The 17,163-nt window shown below is 70.8% G+C and carries 11 protein-coding genes; 5 read left to right on the forward strand and 6 right to left on the reverse strand.

All coding sequences use genetic code 11. The features are described 5' to 3' along the window. Nucleotides 1-204 precede the first annotated feature (204 nt). Nucleotides 205-1,731: a glucose-6-phosphate dehydrogenase gene (gene zwf / locus J3A75_RS28510; protein WP_209650845.1), complete on the reverse strand. Its 1,527-nt coding sequence runs from the start codon at nucleotides 1,729-1,731 to the stop codon at nucleotides 205-207. A gap of 68 nt (nucleotides 1,732-1,799) precedes the next feature. On the opposite strand from zwf, the gene J3A75_RS28515 reads away from it, so the two are divergent. Further along, nucleotides 1,800-2,153 carry a hypothetical protein gene (locus J3A75_RS28515; protein WP_199825809.1) on the forward strand — a complete coding sequence of 118 codons (354 nt, stop codon included), beginning with the start codon at nucleotides 1,800-1,802 and terminating at the stop codon, nucleotides 2,151-2,153. A gap of 214 nt (nucleotides 2,154-2,367) precedes the next feature. Here J3A75_RS28515 and J3A75_RS28520 read toward each other — a convergent pair whose 3' ends face one another. The 5 genes from J3A75_RS28520 to J3A75_RS28540 all read right to left on the reverse strand — a co-directional run bounded on the left by J3A75_RS28520 (nucleotide 2,368) and on the right by J3A75_RS28540 (nucleotide 12,768). Then, entirely contained in the window at nucleotides 2,368-3,903 is a 1,536-nt protein-coding gene (locus J3A75_RS28520) for an efflux transporter outer membrane subunit (protein ID WP_209650846.1), read from the reverse strand. A gap of 170 nt (nucleotides 3,904-4,073) precedes the next feature. After that, nucleotides 4,074-7,544 carry an efflux RND transporter permease subunit gene (locus J3A75_RS28525; protein ID WP_071000135.1) on the reverse strand — a complete coding sequence of 1,157 codons (3,471 nt, stop codon included), beginning with the start codon at nucleotides 7,542-7,544 and terminating at the stop codon, nucleotides 4,074-4,076. Beyond that, nucleotides 7,541-10,666, reverse strand: coding sequence for an MdtB/MuxB family multidrug efflux RND transporter permease subunit (locus tag J3A75_RS28530; protein ID WP_071000136.1), 3,126 nt, complete (start codon nucleotides 10,664-10,666; stop codon nucleotides 7,541-7,543). The genes J3A75_RS28525 and J3A75_RS28530 overlap by 4 nt, the downstream gene beginning before the upstream one ends. A gap of 244 nt (nucleotides 10,667-10,910) precedes the next feature. After that, on the reverse strand, nucleotides 10,911-12,293 hold the full coding sequence (locus tag J3A75_RS28535) for an MdtA/MuxA family multidrug efflux RND transporter periplasmic adaptor subunit (RefSeq protein ID WP_012321239.1): 1,383 nt from the start codon (nucleotides 12,291-12,293) through the stop codon (nucleotides 10,911-10,913). Nucleotides 12,294-12,591: 298 nt separating this feature from the next. After that, entirely contained in the window at nucleotides 12,592-12,768 is a 177-nt protein-coding gene (locus tag J3A75_RS28540; protein WP_164891353.1) for a hypothetical protein, read from the reverse strand. A 335-nt stretch (nucleotides 12,769-13,103) separates the two neighbouring features. Here J3A75_RS28540 and J3A75_RS28545 point away from each other — a divergent pair, with 335 nt between their 5' ends. From J3A75_RS28545 to J3A75_RS28560, 4 genes are all read left to right on the forward strand, one after another. Further along, nucleotides 13,104-14,273, forward strand: coding sequence for an aminotransferase (locus tag J3A75_RS28545; RefSeq protein WP_209650847.1), 1,170 nt, complete (start codon nucleotides 13,104-13,106; stop codon nucleotides 14,271-14,273). A 129-nt stretch (nucleotides 14,274-14,402) separates the two neighbouring features. Further along, entirely contained in the window at nucleotides 14,403-14,897 is a 495-nt protein-coding gene (locus tag J3A75_RS28550; protein ID WP_012321242.1) for a DUF4112 domain-containing protein, read from the forward strand. 97 nt (nucleotides 14,898-14,994) lie between these two features. Continuing rightward, nucleotides 14,995-16,215, forward strand: a complete 1,221-nt coding sequence (locus J3A75_RS28555) for an ABC transporter permease (protein ID WP_024828846.1) — start codon at nucleotides 14,995-14,997, stop codon at nucleotides 16,213-16,215. 393 nt (nucleotides 16,216-16,608) lie between these two features. Further along, entirely contained in the window at nucleotides 16,609-17,148 is a 540-nt protein-coding gene (locus J3A75_RS28560; protein WP_012321244.1) for a MucR family transcriptional regulator, read from the forward strand. The last annotated feature ends 15 nt before the right edge of the window (nucleotides 17,149-17,163 follow it).

Genomic DNA, 17,163 nt, shown 5'->3' on the forward strand with positions numbered 1-17,163 from the left:
CACGACCAGTTTGACAGGGCCTAAACCCCGTCACCGCGGGCGCAGCGTCGTGCAGGGTCGCGCGACGCCCGTCGCCGTGGCGCTGCCCTGCATCGCTTCGCTGCGCGCGCACTGACGGCTGGGCCGCAGGAGGCGGCCGCACCGCTTCGGGAAGGGGAGGCGCGGGACCGCCGACCCTCGCGTTCGAGCGAGTCGTCGGGCCGCTCAGTCGGTCTCGCCGTCCAGTCCCAGCCAGTGGCGGCCGTCGCGGGCGAGCAGCGCGTCGGCCTCCGTCGGGCCGGCGCTGCCCGCGGGGTAGAATGTCACCTCCGCCTGCGGCCAGCCCTTGAGCAGGGGATCGACCGCCGCCCAGCCGGCCTCGATGTTGTCGGCGCGCTGGAACAGCGTCGCGTCGCCGGTCATGCAATCGTAGAGCAGCGTCTCGTAGCCGACATTCGGCCGGTCGGCGAAGAAGTCCTTGTAGCGGAAGCCGGAGCGCACCCGGCCGATCTTCATCTGCGGCCCCGGCACCTTGACGTTGAACTCGGTGCTGACCCCGTGATCGGGATCGATCTGGATCCGCATCACGGTGGGCCCGAGGTCGGCCGTGGGCGTGTCCTCGAACATCTTGAACGGCGCCGGCTTGAACAGCACGGCGATCTCGGTGCGTCGCCCGGTCATGCGCTTGCCGGTGCGGACGTAGAACGGCACCCCGGCCCAGCGCCAGTTCTCGATGTTGAGCTTCAGGGCGATGTAGGTCTCGGTGACCGAATCCTTCGCGACGTGCGGCTCGTCCCGGTAGGCGGGCACGTCGCGCCCCTCCGAGGTGCCGGCCGTGTACTGGCCGCGCACCGCGTCCTCCGGCGGGATCGGCTTCACGGCCTCGGCGAGCTTGGCCTTCTCGGTGCGCACGGCCTCCGCGTCGAAGGAGTTCGGCGGCTCCATGGCGACCATGCAGAGCAGCTGGAACATGTGGTTCGGCACCATGTCGCGCAGCGCCCCGGTCGGCTCGTAGAAGCCGCCCCGCTCCTCGACGCCGACGGTCTCGGCCGCCGTGATCTGGATGCTGTCGATGTATTCCCGCCGCCAGACCGGCTCCAGCAGGCCGTTGGCGAAGCGGAACGCCATGATCGACTGAACGGTCTCCTTACCCAGGAAGTGGTCGATCCGGTAGAACTGGCTCTCGTCGCCCTGGCGGAGGATGCGGGCGTTCAGCTCCCGGGCCGAGGCCAGATCGGAGCCGAACGGCTTCTCGATGACGACGCGGCGGAACGTTCCGCCCTCCTGCTTCAGCAGGCCGGCCTGCCCGAGCCCGTCCACGATCGTCCCGAAGAAGCGCGCCGCCACCGCGCAGTAAAACACCGCGCTGCCGGTGACCCGCTGCTTCACGGCCGCGTAGGTCTCGGGCTTCTTGAAATCGCCCTTCAGGTAGTGGAGCCGGTCCCGGATGAAACCCCAGCTCTTCGGGTCGATGTGGTCGGCGTGGAACTCCGAGGTCGGGTCCTTGCTGAACGCCTCCAGGGTCTGGGTGAGATTCTCGCGGAGCGACTCGTCGGTACCGTCATTGTGATCGATGCCGAGGATCGAGAAGCCCTCGGACAGGAGGCCCGCCCCCGCGAGGTTGTAGAGCGAGGGCATCAGCAGGCGCTTGGTCAGGTCGCCGCCGGCCCCGAAGATCACCAGCGTGCAGGGCGGCGCCGGCTGCGTGCCGCAGGCTGCCGTGTCCTTGAGGGCTGTCGTCGGCTCGGCCATCCCTGACTCCCGTGTGACTGCGGTGCAGCAAACCGGCCTGACAACCCGCCGCGGCGGGGCCCGTTCCGGTGCCCCTCGGGCTATGCCGCGCCGAGTCTAGGATCAAGGAACCCCGCACGCATACCCTCTCCGTCGAGCCCAGGGCGCACAGCCACGCCTTCCCGGGTGACCGGCACGATCTGCCACGCCGCCGGACCGGCGCGGTCGCCGCCCTCGCGGCCGTCGCGAGATTGGCGGGGATCGTCGGCGGCGCGTGCCTCGGCTCGATGGCCCTGGGCGCCGACGGCTGGCGCTTGTCGACCCGCGCGCCGGTGCTGGGCATCGCGGCGCTCGCCTACCACCTCGCCCGGCGCCACGCGGACGATCGCCGCTTCGGCATCGGCAGGTTCGGCGACCTGGCGCCTTCGCCAGCGCCCTGCTGATCGGCCCGATCGTCCTGCTGATCGGCGCCGAGAGCCTCGACCGGCTGCGGCACGCGGTGACGATCGACTTCGATCAGGCGATCCCGATCGCGGTCCTGGGGCTCGCCGCGAACCTCGCGAGCGTCCAGCCGCTGCACGACGACCACGGTCACCGCTCAGGACGAGGGTGCGGGTTGGACGCTCCGGGCCGCACCATCACGCGGCCCGCCGGCCGCTACTCGTCGGGGCGGACGGCCTGGCCGCCGCGGTCGATCGGCAGGCTCGGACCCTTCAGCTCGGAATCGCTCGGCAGGGCGCGCACGTCCCAGCCGCCGCCGAGTGCCCGGATCAGCGTGACCGCCGCGGTGAAGCGGCTCAGCCGCACCTGGAGGGCGTTGACCTCGTTGTTCACGAGCAGGTTCTGGGCGGTCACCACCGTGGTGAAGTTCTGGGTGCCGGCCCGGTACTCGTTGAGCGTGATCTCCACGGCCTTGCGCGACAGGTCCACCGCGGTGTCCTGGGCCCGCTGCTGCTGGCCGAGGATACGCACGGCCGCCATCTGGTTCTCGACCTCCGCGAAGGCGGCCAGCACCACCTGCCGGTAATTGGCCACCGCCGAGTCGTAGCCGGCCTCGGCCGAGCGCAGGGCCGCCGTGCGGGCGCCGCCGTCGAACAGCACCTCGCTGCCGGAGGCCGCCACCGACCAGACTTGGTTGGCCGCCGAGAGCAGGCCGTTGCGGGTCGCTCCCGAGATGCCGCCCTGGGCCGAGATCGTCACGGTGGGGAAGAAGGCCGCCACCGCGACGCCGATGCGCTCGCTCTGCGCCTGGACGAGGCGCTCGGCCTGGGCCACGTCGGGGCGCCGCTCCAGCAGGTCGCCGGGGATGCCCACCGGCACGCCCGGCGGGTTGCGCGGGATGCCGGCCACCGGGATCGACACCTCCGAGGGCGGGCGCCCGATCAGCGTGGCGATGGCGTTGACGTACTGCACCCGGGTCAGCCGCACCGCGATGGCCTGGGCCTCGATGGTCTGCACCTGGGTCTGCGCGGTGATTACGTCGGAGCGCGCCGCCACGCCGGCGGCGTACTGGTTCTCGGTGATCGCCAGGGTTCTCTTGAAGTTCTCGACATTCTCGTCGAGCACCTTCTGGAGGGAGTCGGCGTAGCGCACCGTCAGGTAATCGGCCGCCATCTCGGCCTGGATACTCAGCCGGGTCAGCGCGATCGTGGCGGCGTCGGACTGCGCCAGGGCCGCCTCGCTCTCGATGGTGCGGCGGGTGCCGCCGAACAGGTCGAGCTCCCAGCTTGCCTGGCCCAGCAGCGACACGTTGGTGCGCGTGGCGGTGCCGCTGCCGGTCCGGGTGATGCTCGGCGCGCCGATCACGGTCGGGTACAGGGCGGCCTGCGCGGAGGCGACGAGCGCCCGGGCCTGCCGGTAATTCGCCACGGCCTGCCGGAGGGACTGGTTGTCGACGTCGACGAGGCGGATCAGGCGGTCGAGAGCCGGATCCTTGAACACCCGCCACCAGTCGCCGCGCTCGACGGCGTCGCTCGGCCGGGCCTCGCGCCAGCCCTTCCTGCGCGCCGCGACGTAGGCCGGGCTGTCCTCCCGGACGCCGCCCTGCTTGTAGGCGAGCGGCGTCTCCACGGAGGGCCGGGTGTAGTCGGGCCCGACCACGCAGCCGGTCATGAGGGGGGCGGCGAGGAGCAGGGCGGCGAGGACGTGAAGCCGACGATCGGTCGCAAGCGCGCCGCCCGCCTCGAACCCCATCCGGAGGTGCCGAAGCGTGGCGGAGGCCTCGAAAGAGCCTCCCGGCAGGCCGCGCGATCCCCGCAGGCCTCCTTCGAGGCCGCGACGCAGCACCTCGGGACGAGGACGCGGATCGGACGGACCCTCGGGTACGCCCGGGCCCGCGGCTGTTTCACGTGAAACCTTAACCATCACTCTCCGGCCGGCAGCGCCGCTTCTCCGCCCCGCCCGGCGCGCCGACGCCGGTTGAGCACCCTGTGCCGGAGGCGATCGAGGGTGAGGTAGACGACGGGGGTGGTGTAGAGGGTCAGGATCTGGCTCACAATCAGCCCGCCGACGATGGCGATGCCCAGCGGGCGGCGCAGCTCCGCGCCCTCGCCGTTGGCGAGGATCAGCGGCACGGCACCCAGCATGGCGGCCAGCGTCGTCATCATGATCGGCCGGAAGCGCAGGAGACAGGCCTCCCGGATCGCGTCCACGGGATTCGCCGCCCGGGTCCGCTCGGCGTCGATCGCCACGTCGATCATCATGATCGCGTTCTTCTTCACAATGCCGATGAGCAGGAACACCGCGATCAGCGCGATGATGGTGAAGTCGGTGCCCGTCACCAGCAGGGCCAGCACCGCGCCGACGCCGGCCGACGGCAGGGTCGAGAGGATCGTCAGAGGGTGCACGAAGCTCTCGTAGAGGATCCCCAGCACCGCGTAGACCGCCAGGATCGCCGCCAGGATCAGCAGCGGCTGGCGCGACGCGGAGGCGACGTAGTTCTTGGCCGCGCCGGCATACTCGCCGTGGATCGTGGCGGGCAGCTGCAGGTAGGCCATGGCCCGGTCGATGGCGGCGGTCGCGTCCGACAGGCTCTTGCCCGGGGCGAGGTTGAACGAGATCGTGGTAGCCACGAACAGGCCCTGATGGCTCACCTGCACGGGGGCGCTGCCGGGCTCGATCCGCGCGAAGGCCGAGAGCGGCACCATCGTCTCCTTGGCGGCCGAGACCGGCGCGCTCGACGAGGCGCCGCCCTTGCTCGCCGCGATGGCGTTCGCGGAGGCGTTGCGGGCCGAGTCGGACGCGATGGCGGCGGCGTTCGAGGCGGTGTCGGCCGTGCTGGCGGAGGCGGCCGCCGCCGCGGCGGCGCCGGAGCCGCCGGAACTCCCGGAGCCGCCCACCGCTCCGGAGCCCGTGGCGACACCGGTCGCGGCGCTCGCCGACGACCCGCTGCCCGGGCTGCTGGTGCCGGTCGCCGCGTTCGTGTTGACGGTCCCGCCCGCCGCCACCGTGCCGGCGACCGCGTTGGTGGTGGCCGAGCCCGGCGCGTTGCCGCCCGAGGTCGAGACGTAGATCTGCTTGAGCGTCTCCGGCGTCTCCAGGTAGCGCGGCGCGATCTCCATCACGACGTGGTACTGGTTCAGCGGGTTGTAGATCGTCGAGACCTGGCGCTGCCCGAAGGCGTCGTAGAGGGTGTTGTCGATCTTGTTCGGCGTGATGCCGTAGCGGAACGCGGTCGCCCGGTCGATCACGACCCGGCTCTCCAGACCGCCCTCCTGCTGGTCCGAGGTCACGTCCGCGAAGGTCGGGTCCTTCTGCAGGGCCGCGACCAGCTTCGGGGCGGCGGCGAACAGCTCCTCGGCGGTGTCCCCCTGGAGGGTGTACTGGTACTGGGCGAAGCTCTGGCGGCCGCCCATCTGCAGGTCCTGGCGCGGGAAGACGTAGAGGCGCGCGCCCGCGACCTGCGCGAGCTTCGGCCGCAGCCGCGCCATCACGGCCGAGATCGGCGCCCGCTCGTTGAGCGGCTTCAGGCCGACGAAGACGTTGGCCGAGTTGGTGCCGCGGCCGCCCGTGAAGCCGACGACGCTCTCGACCGCCGGATCCGCCCCGACGATCGCGGTCGCCTGCGTGAGCTTCTTCTCCATCGACTGGAACGAGATGCGCTGGTCGGCCTGGATGCCGCCCATCATCTGCCCGGTATCCTGCTCGGGGAAGAAGCCCTTCGGGACGATGATGTAGAGGTAGACGTTGAGCCCGACCGTGGCGAGCAGGCTCAGCAGGACGAGGCGCGGATGGGCGAGCGCCACCTCCAGCGTCCGCGCGTAGGCGCCGAGCAGCCGGGCGAAGCCGCCCTCCAGGATCCGGATCAGCAGGTTCGGCCGGCGGCCGGCCGGCGGTTCGCCATTGGGACCATGCCCCTCGGCCCGGAGCAGCCGGGCACACATCATCGGCGTGGTCGTGAGCGAGAGCACCAAGGAAATCAGGATCGACAGCGACAGGGTCACCGAAAATTCCTGGAAGATGCGGCCGACGAGGCCGCCCATCAGCAGGATCGGCAGGAACACCGCGATGAGCGACAGGCTCATCGAGATCACCGTGAAGCCGACCTCCCGGGCGCCGATCAGCGCCGCCTGGAGCCGGGGCTTGCCCTCCTCGATGTGGCGCTGGACGTTCTCCAGCACCACGATGGCGTCGTCGACCACGAAGCCAGTGCCGATGATCAGCGCGGTGAGTGACAGGATGTTGAGCGAGTAGCCGAGCAGGTACATCGCCGAGAAGGTGCCGACGATCGAGATCGGCACGGCGACCGCCGGGATCAGCGTGGCCCGCCAGGAGCGCAGAAAGCCGTACACCACCAGGATCACGAGGCCGACCGCCACCAGCAGGGTCTCCTCGGTGGCCGAGAGCGAGGCGCGGATCGTGGCGCTGCGGTCGCCGGTGAGCTTGATGTCGATGCCGCCGGGCAGGGACGCGGTGATCTGCGGCAGGGCCTCCTTCACGGCCTTGATGGTCTCGACCACGTTGGCGCCGGGCTGCTTGTAGACGAACAGCAGCACGCCGGGCTTGCCGTTGACGATGCCGAGGTTGCGCTTGTCCTCGACCCCGTCGAGCACCTGCCCGACATCGGTGAGCTTCACCGCGGCGCCGTTGCGGTAGGCCACGATGATGTCGCGGTAATCGGCGGCCTTGCGGCCCTGGTCGTTGGCGTAGAGCTGGTAGCGGCGGTCGCCCGCGTCGATCTCGCCCTTGGGCGAGTTGGCGTTGGCCGAGGCGAGCGCGGCGCGGATGCCCTCGAGGCCGATGCCGTAGTTGAACAGGGCCGTGGGATCGAGCTCGACCCGCACGGCCGGCAGGGACGAGCCGCCGATATCGACGTTGCCGACGCCCGGCAGCTGCGACAGCTTCTGCTGCACCACGGTGGCGGCGGAATCGTAGACCTGGCCGCGGGTCAGGGTCTCCGAGGTCATGCCGAGGATGATGATCGGCGTGTCGGCGGGGTTGAACTTCCGGTAGGTCGGGTTCTGCCGGAGCGAGGCCGGCAGGTCGGCGCGGGCCGCGTTGATGGCGGCCTGGACGTCGCGGGCCGCGCCGTCGATGTCGCGGTTCAGGCCGAACAGCAGCACGATCCGGGTCGAGCCGAGGGAGTTCGTGGACGTCATCTCGTTGACGTCCGCGATGGCGCCGAGCCGCCGTTCGAGCGGCGCCGCCACCGTGGTGGCCATGGTGTCGGGCGAGGCGCCGGCCATCTGCGCCTGGACGAGGATGACCGGGAAGTCGATCTGCGGCAGCGGCGCCACCGGCAGCTTCAGGAAGGCGAACAGCCCGGCGAGCAGCACGCCGATGGTGAGCAGCGTGGTCGCCACCGGCCGCCGGATGAACGGCTCGGAGATGTTCACGGCAGCGCCTCGCCGCCCGCCAGATCCGGCCCCCGCCGCCCCGAGATCCGCCGCTCCAGCCGGTCGAACGCCAGGTAGATCACCGGCGTCGTGAACAGCGTCAGCACTTGGCTGACGATCAGGCCGCCCGCGATGCAGATGCCGAGCGGCTGGCGCAGCTCCGAGCCGACGCCGGTGCCCAGGATCAGCGGCACCGCGGCGAACAAAGCCGCCAGCGTCGTCATCAGGATCGGCCGGAAGCGTAAGAGGCAGGCCTGGAAGATCGCCTCGCGGGGCTCCAGCCCGTCCTCGCGCTCCGCCTGGAGCGCGAAGTCGATCATCATGATGGCGTTCTTCTTCACGATGCCGATCAGCAGCACGATGCCGATCACCGCGATGATGTCGAGCGACAGCCCGAACAGCATCAGGCCGAGCAGCGCCCCGATGCCCGCCGACGGCAGGGTCGAGAGGATCGTGATCGGGTGGATGAAGCTCTCGTAGAGCACGCCCAGCACGATGTAGACCGTGACGATCGCGGCGAGCACCAGGAACAGCTCGTTGCCGAGCGCCGACTGGAAGGCGAAGACCGAGCCCTGCGGCACCACCCGGAACGAGGGCGGCAGGCCGATCTCGGCCTTGACCCGGTCGATCGCCTCGACCGCCTGGCCGAGCGCCGCGCCGGGCGCGAGGTTGAACGACACGGTGGTGGCCGGGAACTGGCCGAGATGCGAGATCAGCAGCGGCGCCCGCCGCTCGCTGATCCGCGCCACGGCGGAGAGCGGCACCTGCCCGTTGGTCGCCGTGGACGAGGGCAGGTAGATCGCGTCGAGGCTGCGGAGCGTCGTGTGCAGCTTCGGGTCGGCTTCCAGGATCACCCGGTACTGGTTGGACTGGGTGAAGATCGTCGAGATGATCCGCTGCCCGAAGGCGTCGTAGAGGGCGTTGTCGATGGTCGCCGGGGTGATGCCGTAGCGGCCGGCGGTGGGCCGGTCGATGGTCACGTAGGCGGCGAGCCCCTGGCCCTGGTGGTCGCTCGCCACGTCGGTGACCACGGGCGACTTCGCCAGCGCCTCGGTGAAGCGCGGCACCCAGGTCTCGAAATCGTCGATGTTCGGGCTCTCGAGGATCACCTGGTACTGGGTCGCCGAGACCGCGGTGTCGATGGTCAGGTCCTGGACCGGCTGCATGTAGAGCCGCATGCCGGGCTGGTTCGCGGCGGCCGCCGAGATCCGCCGGATGATCGCGCTGGCCGTCGCGGTGCGCTCCTCCCGGGGCTTGAGGTTGATCAGCATCCGGCCGGAATTGAGCGTGACGTTCTGGCCGTCGACCCCGATGAACGAGGACAGGCTCGCCACGTCCGGGTCCTTGAGGACGATCTCGGCCATCCGCTGCTGGCGCTCGGCCATGGCGGCGTAGGAGACCGACTGGTCGGCCTGGGTGATGCCCTGGATCACGCCCGTGTCCTGCACGGGGAAGAAGCCCTTCGGGATCACCGCGAACAGGTAGATCGTGAGCCCGAGCGTGCCGAGCGCCACCAGCAGCGTCAGGCCCTGGTGGTTCAGGACGACCCGCAGGGAGCGGCCGTAGGACTCGATCGTGCCGTCGACGGCGCGCCGGCCGAGGCGGGAGAGGACGCCCTCGCGGCGGCGGTGACCGGCTTCCGGGACGTGCTTCAGGAGCCGCGCGCACAGCATCGGCACCAGCGTCAGCGAGACCACCGCCGAGATGACGATCGTGGCCGCCAGCGTGATGGCGAATTCGTGGAACAGCCGCCCGACCACGTCGCCCATGAACAGGAGCGGGATCAGCACGGCGATCAGCGAGACGGTCAGCGAGATGATGGTGAAGCCGATCTCGCGGGAGCCCTTGAGGGCCGCCTCCAGGGGCGAGTCGCCGGCCTCCACGTGGCGGGCGATGTTCTCGATCACCACGATGGCGTCGTCGACCACGAAGCCGGTGGCGATGGTGAGCGCCATCAGCGACAGGTTGTCGAGGGAGAAGCCGTACAGGTCCATCACCGACAGGGCGCCGACCAGCGACAGGGGCACCGACAGGCTCGGGATCAGGGTCGCCGACAGGCTGCGCAGGAACAGGAAGATCACCAGCACCACGAGGGCGATGGCGAGGCCGAGCTCGAACTGCACGTCCTCCACGGAGGCGCGGATCGTGGTGGTCCGGTCGGTGAGCGGCGCCACCGCCACGGCGGCCGGCAGGCTCGCCTGGAGCTGGGGCAGCAGCGCCTTGATCTTGTCGACGGTCGCGATGACGTTGGCGCCCGGCTGGCGCTGGATGTTGAGGATCACCGCCGGCGTCGCGTCGGCCCAGGCGCCGAGCTTGGTGTTCTCCGGCCCCTCGACCACGTCGGCCACCTCCGAGAGCATCACCGGGGCGCCGTTGCGGTAGGCGATGATCGCCGCGTCGTAGGCCTTCGGGTCGCGGATCTGGTCGTTGGCATTGATCGCGTAGGACTGCTTCGGCCCGTCGATCGTGCCCTTCGGCGTGTTGACGTTGAGGTTGGTGATGGTGGTGCGCAGGTCGTCGATGTTGAGCCCGTAGGCGGCGAGCGCCCGCGCGTTGAACCGCACCCGCACGGCCGGGCGCTGGCCGCCCGAGATGCTCACGAGGCCGACGCCCGCCACCTGGCTGATCTTCTGGGCCAGCCGCGACTCGGCGAGGTCGCGCACCTGGGTGAGCGGCAGGGTCTTGGAGGTCAGCGCCAGCGTCAGCACCGGCGCGTCGGCCGGGTTGACCTTGGCGTAGATCGGCGGCGCCGGCAGGTCGGAGGGCAGGAGGTTGCCGGCGGCGTTGATCGCCGCCTGGACCTGCTGCTCGGCGATGTCGAGCGGCAGGTCCAGGCTGAACTGCAGGGTGATGACCGACGCCCCCGCGGAGGATTGCGAGGTCATCTGGTTGAGGTTGGCGAGCTGGCCGAACTGCCGCTCCAGCGGCGCCGTCACCGAGGAGGTCATCACCTCCGGGCTGGCGCCGGGATAGAAGGTCTGGACCTGGATCGTCGGGTAATCGACCGCCGGCAGCGCCGAGACCGGCAGGTTCAGGTACGACACGCCGCCGACGATCAGGATCGCCAGCATCAAGAGCGTCGTGGCGACCGGGCGGAGGATGAAGAGGCGGGACGGGTTCATGGACGCGCCGCCTTTTTCCCCTCTCCCCACGGGCGGGGAGAGGCCTGCAGGCACCTTGTCGTGCCTGCGGGAAGCGGAGGCGAAACCGCAGCGGCGGTGAGGGGGTGCCGCAGGATGAGGCTCTTACGGCCAAGCCCCCTCACCTTCGGCTGCCGCCTCGCTCCGGCGACGACGAGGTCGCCGGAGCCCTCTCCCCGCGTGCGGGGAGAGGGGGGGAAGCCGCACACGCGCGCGGCCAATCCCCTCACTGCGCCTGACGGCGCCGGTGCCGACGACCGCCCTCCGCTGTCCCCTGCGAATCCGCCGCCGCAGCCTCGGTCGGTGCACCGGGGCGGCCATCAGCCTTCTCGGCAGCCTTCCCGTCACCCGCAGCCGCCTGTGCGCCCTCGGTGATCCGCACCGGCGCGCCGTCCTTCAGCCGGTCGGTGCCGTCCGTGACGACCCGGTCGCCCGGCTTGAGGCCGGAGACCACCACGGTGGTGGTGCCGTCGGTCTCGCCGGTCTTGATCGGCCGGACCGTGACCTTGCTGTCCCCGTCCATCAGGTAGACGTAGGTGCCGGGCGTGCCCTGGAGCAGGCTGGAATTCGGCACCAGCGTCGCGCCCCGCACCGTGTCGACGGTCAGCTTGGCGTTGACGAACTGGTTCGGGAACAGCTCCTCGTCGGCGTTGTCGAACAGCGCGCGCAGCTTCACCGTGCCGGTGGTCGTGTCGATCTGGTTGTCGACCGTGTCGAGGCGGCCGGTGGCGATCTCGTGGGCGTCGCCGCGGTCGTAGGCCCGCACGGTGAGCTTCGCGCCCGCCCGCACCTGCCGCATCACCCGCGACACGTCGTCCTCCGGCAGGGTGAAGACCACCGAGATCGGGTGGAGCTGGGTCACCACCACGATCGCCGTGGAGGCGGCCGAGATGTAGTTGCCCTGGTCGACCTGGCGCAGGCCGACCCGGCCGTCCACGGGCGACGTGATGTGCGTGTAGGCGATGTTGAGCCTCTGCTGGTCGACGAGCGCCTGGTCGGCCGCGACCGTGCCCTCGTTCTGCTTCACCAGCGCGGCCTGCGTGTCGACGTTCTGCTTCGAGATCGAGTCCTGCCGGTTCAGCGTCTGATAGCGCTGCAGGTCGAGCTTCGAGTTCTGGAGCAGCGCCTGATCGCGGGCGAGCTGGCCCTGATACTGGGCGAGCAGCGCCTCGTAGGGGCGGGCATCGATCCGGGCGAGCTCGTCGCCCGCCTTCACGGTCTGGCCCTCCCGGAACTGCACCTGCGTGAGGTAGCCGCTGATCTGCGACTTCACCGTCACGGTGGCGAGCGGCGTCACGGTGCCGAGGCCCTGCAGCACCACCGGCATGTCGCCGGTCGTGACGCTGGCGATACCCACCGCCTGCGGCATGTCGGAGCCGCCGTGCCGGCCGCCGCGGCCGCCGGTCCGGTGCGCCGTCGCGGGCTCGGCACCCCTGTCGGTGCGGGCCTCGTACCAGCGGTGCCCGATCGCCCCGGCGCCGGCGAGCAGCACCAGGATCACGAGCCAGCGGATCGGCCGGAAGCGCCGCGTCCGGACCTCGCGCGCGGGCGCCTCGCCGGGCTGGTAGGCGCGGGCCGTGTCGGTCCGGATCGGTGAACTCTCGTTCATGCCTGACTAGAGCACAGGACGGTCGTCAGCGCGACCGGCGGCACCCTATCCCTCGCTGTCCAAGCCCCCATGCCGCCTCCGGAACGCCGCGTCCCGGAAGCTCGTCCTGAAGCCGCCCGATCCCGCGGGACCCGGCGGCTCCGATCCCGTGTGCGGGAGCGTAAGCCCATAAAGCTGTCCGGGTCCCGAACGGCTCCTTACCGCGGCGACATGGTCGCCCGCGGCCGCGCTGCGCGCGCACCTCGCGGTACGCTCCACCGGTGCCCGGCCAATGCGCCGTCACTAGGGCGGCGACGTTTCACTCGTGTTGCTGGGTTCCGCCGGACGCGTCCGGTGCAGCATAAGCGCGCAGCACCGCCCGGAACGCGGGATCGACCGGGGTGACGGCCACGGCGCGGCGCAGGCCTAGCCCGAGACCGCCGATCAGCAGCGCCAGGACCAGGCAGCCGAGGAGCGCGCGTGAGGAGGGCGGCATCGTCGTCTCCGGGGGCCGGCGAGCGGTGCGGCCGCCGCCGCACATGCCGAAAGGGCCACCGACCCGCAAGTCGATGGCCCTTCTGGGGACCGGAGCGGCACCCCGCTGACGGGGCGAGGGGGCGAAGCCCCGTCGGCGAGTGCGCCGCTCCGGCCGTGACCCGAACCTACGAGACGGCTGATGAATGTCAATATTCGTCAGCCGTCGGTCGCGCTTCGGCGACCGGGTCTGTGCGAAGGCGCACATTCCGCGACGCGCGACGGCCCTGCGCGGCCATGCTAAGGGCCGGCGATGCCGAGACCCGCCATGCCGACCTCCCCGATCCCCGGCGCCGCATGACGCCCGCCTTCATCAACCCCGTCTTCGACGCGCTGCCCACGACCGTGTTCGAGACCATGTCGCGGCTCGCGCGGGTCCACGGCGCGATCAATCTCGGCCAGGGTTTCCCGGACGATCCCGGGCCGGCGGACGTCCGAGAGCGGGGCGCGCGGGCGCTCCTGGACGGCTGGAACCAGTACCCGCCGATGATGGGCCTGCCGGCCCTGCGCGAGGCGGTCGCCGCGCACTACGCGCGGCACCAGGGGCTCGACCTCGACCCGGAGACCGAGGTGATGGTCACCTCCGGGGCGACCGAGGCCCTGGCCGGCGCGCTCCTGGCGCTGATCGAGCCCGGCGACGAGGTCGTGCTGTTCGCGCCCATGTACGATGCCTACCTGCCCCTGGTCCGGCGGGCGGGCGGCGTTCCGCGGATCGTGCCGCTGCGGCCCCCGGCCTTCCGCCTCGACGAGGCCGCGCTGGCGCAGGCCTTTGGGGCGCGGACCCGGGTCGTGGTGCTGAACAATCCCCTCAACCCGAGCGCCACGCTGTTCGCGCCGGAGGACCTCGACCTGCTCGCCCGCTACTGCCAGCGCTTCGACGTGACCGCCCTCTGCGACGAGGTCTGGGAGCACGTGGTGTTCGACGGCGCGCGCCACAGGCCGCTGATGGCGCTGCCCAGGATGCGGGAGCGGACCGTCAAGATCGGCTCGGCCGGCAAGATCTTCTCGCTCACCGGCTGGAAGGTCGGCTTCGTGATGGCCGAGGCCCGGCTGATGCGCGGGCTCGCCAAGGCGCACCAGTTCCTGACCTTCACCACGCCCCCGAACCTCCAGGAGGCGGTGGCCTACGGGCTGGGCAAGCCGGCCCCGTGGTTCGAGGCGATGCGGGCCGGCTACGCCCGGTCCCGCGACCGGCTCGCGGACGGCCTGCGCGGGCTCGGCTTCACCGTGCTGCCGGCCCAGGCCACGTGGTTCCTCAACGTCGACGTCGCCGCGCTGGGCCACACCGACGACGTGGCCTTCTGCGAGGCCCTCGTCACCCGTCACGGCGTCGCGGCGATCCCCGTGAGCGCCTTCTACCCGGACGCCTCCGTGCGCGGCCTCGTCCGGCTCTGCTTCGCCAAGGACGACGCCACCCTGGATGCGGCGCTCGACCGCATGCGCGGGCTCCCCGGGGCGGCGGCGTGAGAGGCGCCATGGGAGGCGCCATGGGAGACGCCACGACGGGCGGCGCGCGCCGAGCGGGCGCCGTCCTTGCGGGGATCCGGACGGGGGGCCACATCGTTGGGGACGATGGCTTCCCGACGGATCCCGACCATGGACTTCACCCAGGCTGCCCAGTCCGGGCGTTTCGCCCGTGCCGAGACCTTCCCCGGAGGCGGGACCGGCGCCGGAACCCGGCCCCCCTTCCTGTCGGCGGATCTCGGCCGGGAGGCGAGCCTCGCCCGCCTGGAGACGCTGGCCCACCTGATGGACACGGCCTTCGTCATCCCGGGCATCAACCGTCGGGTCGGGTTCGACGCGCTGATCGGCCTCGTGCCGGTGATCGGCGACCTGGCCGGCATGGTGATCTCGTCCTTCATCGTCTACGAGGCGAAGCGCCTCGGGGCGCCACGCTGGCTGCTGGCCCGGATGGGGCTGAACGTGGCCTTCGACGGGCTGATCGGCGCGGTGCCGGTGGCGGGCGACCTGTTCGACGCCGCCTTCAAGGCCAACCGCCGCAACGTCCGGCTGCTGCGCCGCTGGCTGGAGCGCAGCGGCAACCTGCGTCCCACCGAGATCGACGGCACCGCGATCCGGCTCGACGGCTGAGCGTCCCCGGTCCCCGTCCCGCGGCCGGCCGGTCGCGGGGCCGCCCGGATCACGGGGCGGCGGGCGCGCGCGCGGCGCGGCGCGGGAGGCAGCACGGATGAACGAGGTCACGCGTCCCGGCGACAGCGAGGTCGTGCCCGCGCCGATGCCCGGCGCCCAGCCGCTGGTCCTGCGGCCGGACGAGGGGGCGCCGCCCCCGGTCCCGCCCGAGGCCGCCGGCCGGCGCGCCCGGCTCTCGCCGCTCAACCGGCGGCGCCTCGACAATTTCCGCCGCAACCGGCTCGGCTACGGATCGTTCGTGATCTTCACGATCCTGTTCGTGCTCAGCCTGTTCGCGGAGTTCATCGCCAACGACCGCCCGATCGTGATGTCCTACAAGGGCGAGTGGCTGGTCCCGGTCCTGGTCGACTACCCGGAGGAGAAGTTCGGCGGCTTCCTCGCCACGACCGACTACCGCTCCCCCGAGATTCGCCGGGAGATCGCGGCGAACGGCTGGGCGCTGTGGCCGCCGATCCCGTTCTCGTACGACACGATCAACGAGGACCTGCCGACGCCGTCGCCGTCGCCGCCCACCTGGATGCTCACGGACGCGCAGTGCAAGCCGGTCGCCGAGAAGCTCGGCGGCAGCACCTGCGCGGACATTCCCTGGCACTGGCTCGGCACCGACAACACCACGCGGGACGTGCTCGCGCGGGTGATCTACGGCTTCCGCATCTCGGTCCTGTTCGGGCTGATCCTGGCGGCGGTCTCGTCGGTGATCGGCGTCGTCGCGGGCGCCGTGCAGGGCTATTTCGGCGGCTGGGTCGATCTCGCCTTCCAGCGCTTCATCGAGGTCTGGGGCGGCATCCCGACCCTCTACCTGATCATCATCATCTCGGCCTTCATCGCCCCGGGCTTCTTCGTCCTGCTCGGGATCATGCTGCTGTTCTCCTGGGTCGCGCTGGTGAGCGTGGTGCGGGCCGAGTTCCTGCGGGCGCGGAACTTCGAGTATGTCCGCGCCGCCCGGGCGCTGGGCCTGTCGAACATCCGCATCATGACGGTCCATCTGCTGCCGAATGCCATGGTGGCGACGCTGACCTTCCTGCCGTTCATCCTGAACGGCTCGATCACCACCCTGACCTCGCTCGACTTCCTCGGCTTCGGACTGCCGCCGGGCTCGCCGTCCCTCGGAGAGCTTCTCGCGCAGGGCAAGGACAATCTGACCGCGCCCTGGCTCGGATTGACCGGATTCCTGGTCATCGCCGTGATGTTGAGCCTGCTCGTCTTCGCCGGCGAGGCGGTGCGGGACGCCTTCGACCCGCGCAAGACTTTCGCCTGAGGCCGCGACCGGGTGGCGAAAATGACGCAGGGCCCCACCCGGCCTTCGCACAACTGTACGAAGATTGCGCATTGTCCCGGCACGGCCGGACGGCAACCGTATACGATCGTCTAGAGACGGGCCCCGACCTGGGCGTAAAGGTCTCTGCCGGCTGCGAAAACCCGCTTCGAGGAAGCGACTAGAATTCGCCGGGCGGACACCGATAAAGCCTCTCAGAAGTGTCCCTTAAGTGCCGCCAATGCAACCATACCCTGTAAGCCTCGCCGCGCGATGCAGAGTTAGACTTCGGTCTCATCACAGATAATTGTATGGCGCGGCTTGCATTTTTCGGACGCTGACTTAACTCGCGAACAGTGGGGATCCCATCAGGCATTTGTGCCGAGGAATGAGAGAATGTCAGAAGCTGCGCCGACATCGCAATTGGACTTCATCGAGCGGACCGTGGACGTCGTCGCGGCCTACGTTTCCAACAACTCGCTGCCCTCGGCCGAATTGCCGGCCCTGATCGCGAGCATCCACGAGGCGCTGAACACGATCGGGGCCGGCCCCGCCGCTCCGGCGACCGAGAGCGTCGAGCGGCCGACCCCCGCCCAGATCCGCAAGTCGATCCGCCCCGACGGACTGGTCAGCTTCATCGACGGCAAGTCGTACAAGACGCTGAAGCGCCACCTGACCAAGCACGGTCTCGATCCGCAGACCTACCGCGAGCGCTACGGCCTGCCGGCCGATTACCCGACCACTTCGGCGAACTACTCGGCGCAGCGCTCGGCGCTCGCCAAGAGCCTCGGCCTCGGCCAGCCGGGCCGGTCCCCGTCCAGCGACAAGCCCGCCGCCCCCGCCGAGGAGGCGCCCGCCGCCCCCGCGTCCGGCCGCCGCAAGGCCGCGACCGCCGCGACCAAGGCCCGGGCGAGCCGCAAGGTCGAAGCCGCCTGAGCGCGGCCGCGAGGG

Source organism: Methylobacterium sp. PvP105 (genome assembly GCF_017876975.1).
Classification (GTDB): Bacteria; Pseudomonadota; Alphaproteobacteria; order Rhizobiales; family Beijerinckiaceae; genus Methylobacterium; species Methylobacterium radiotolerans.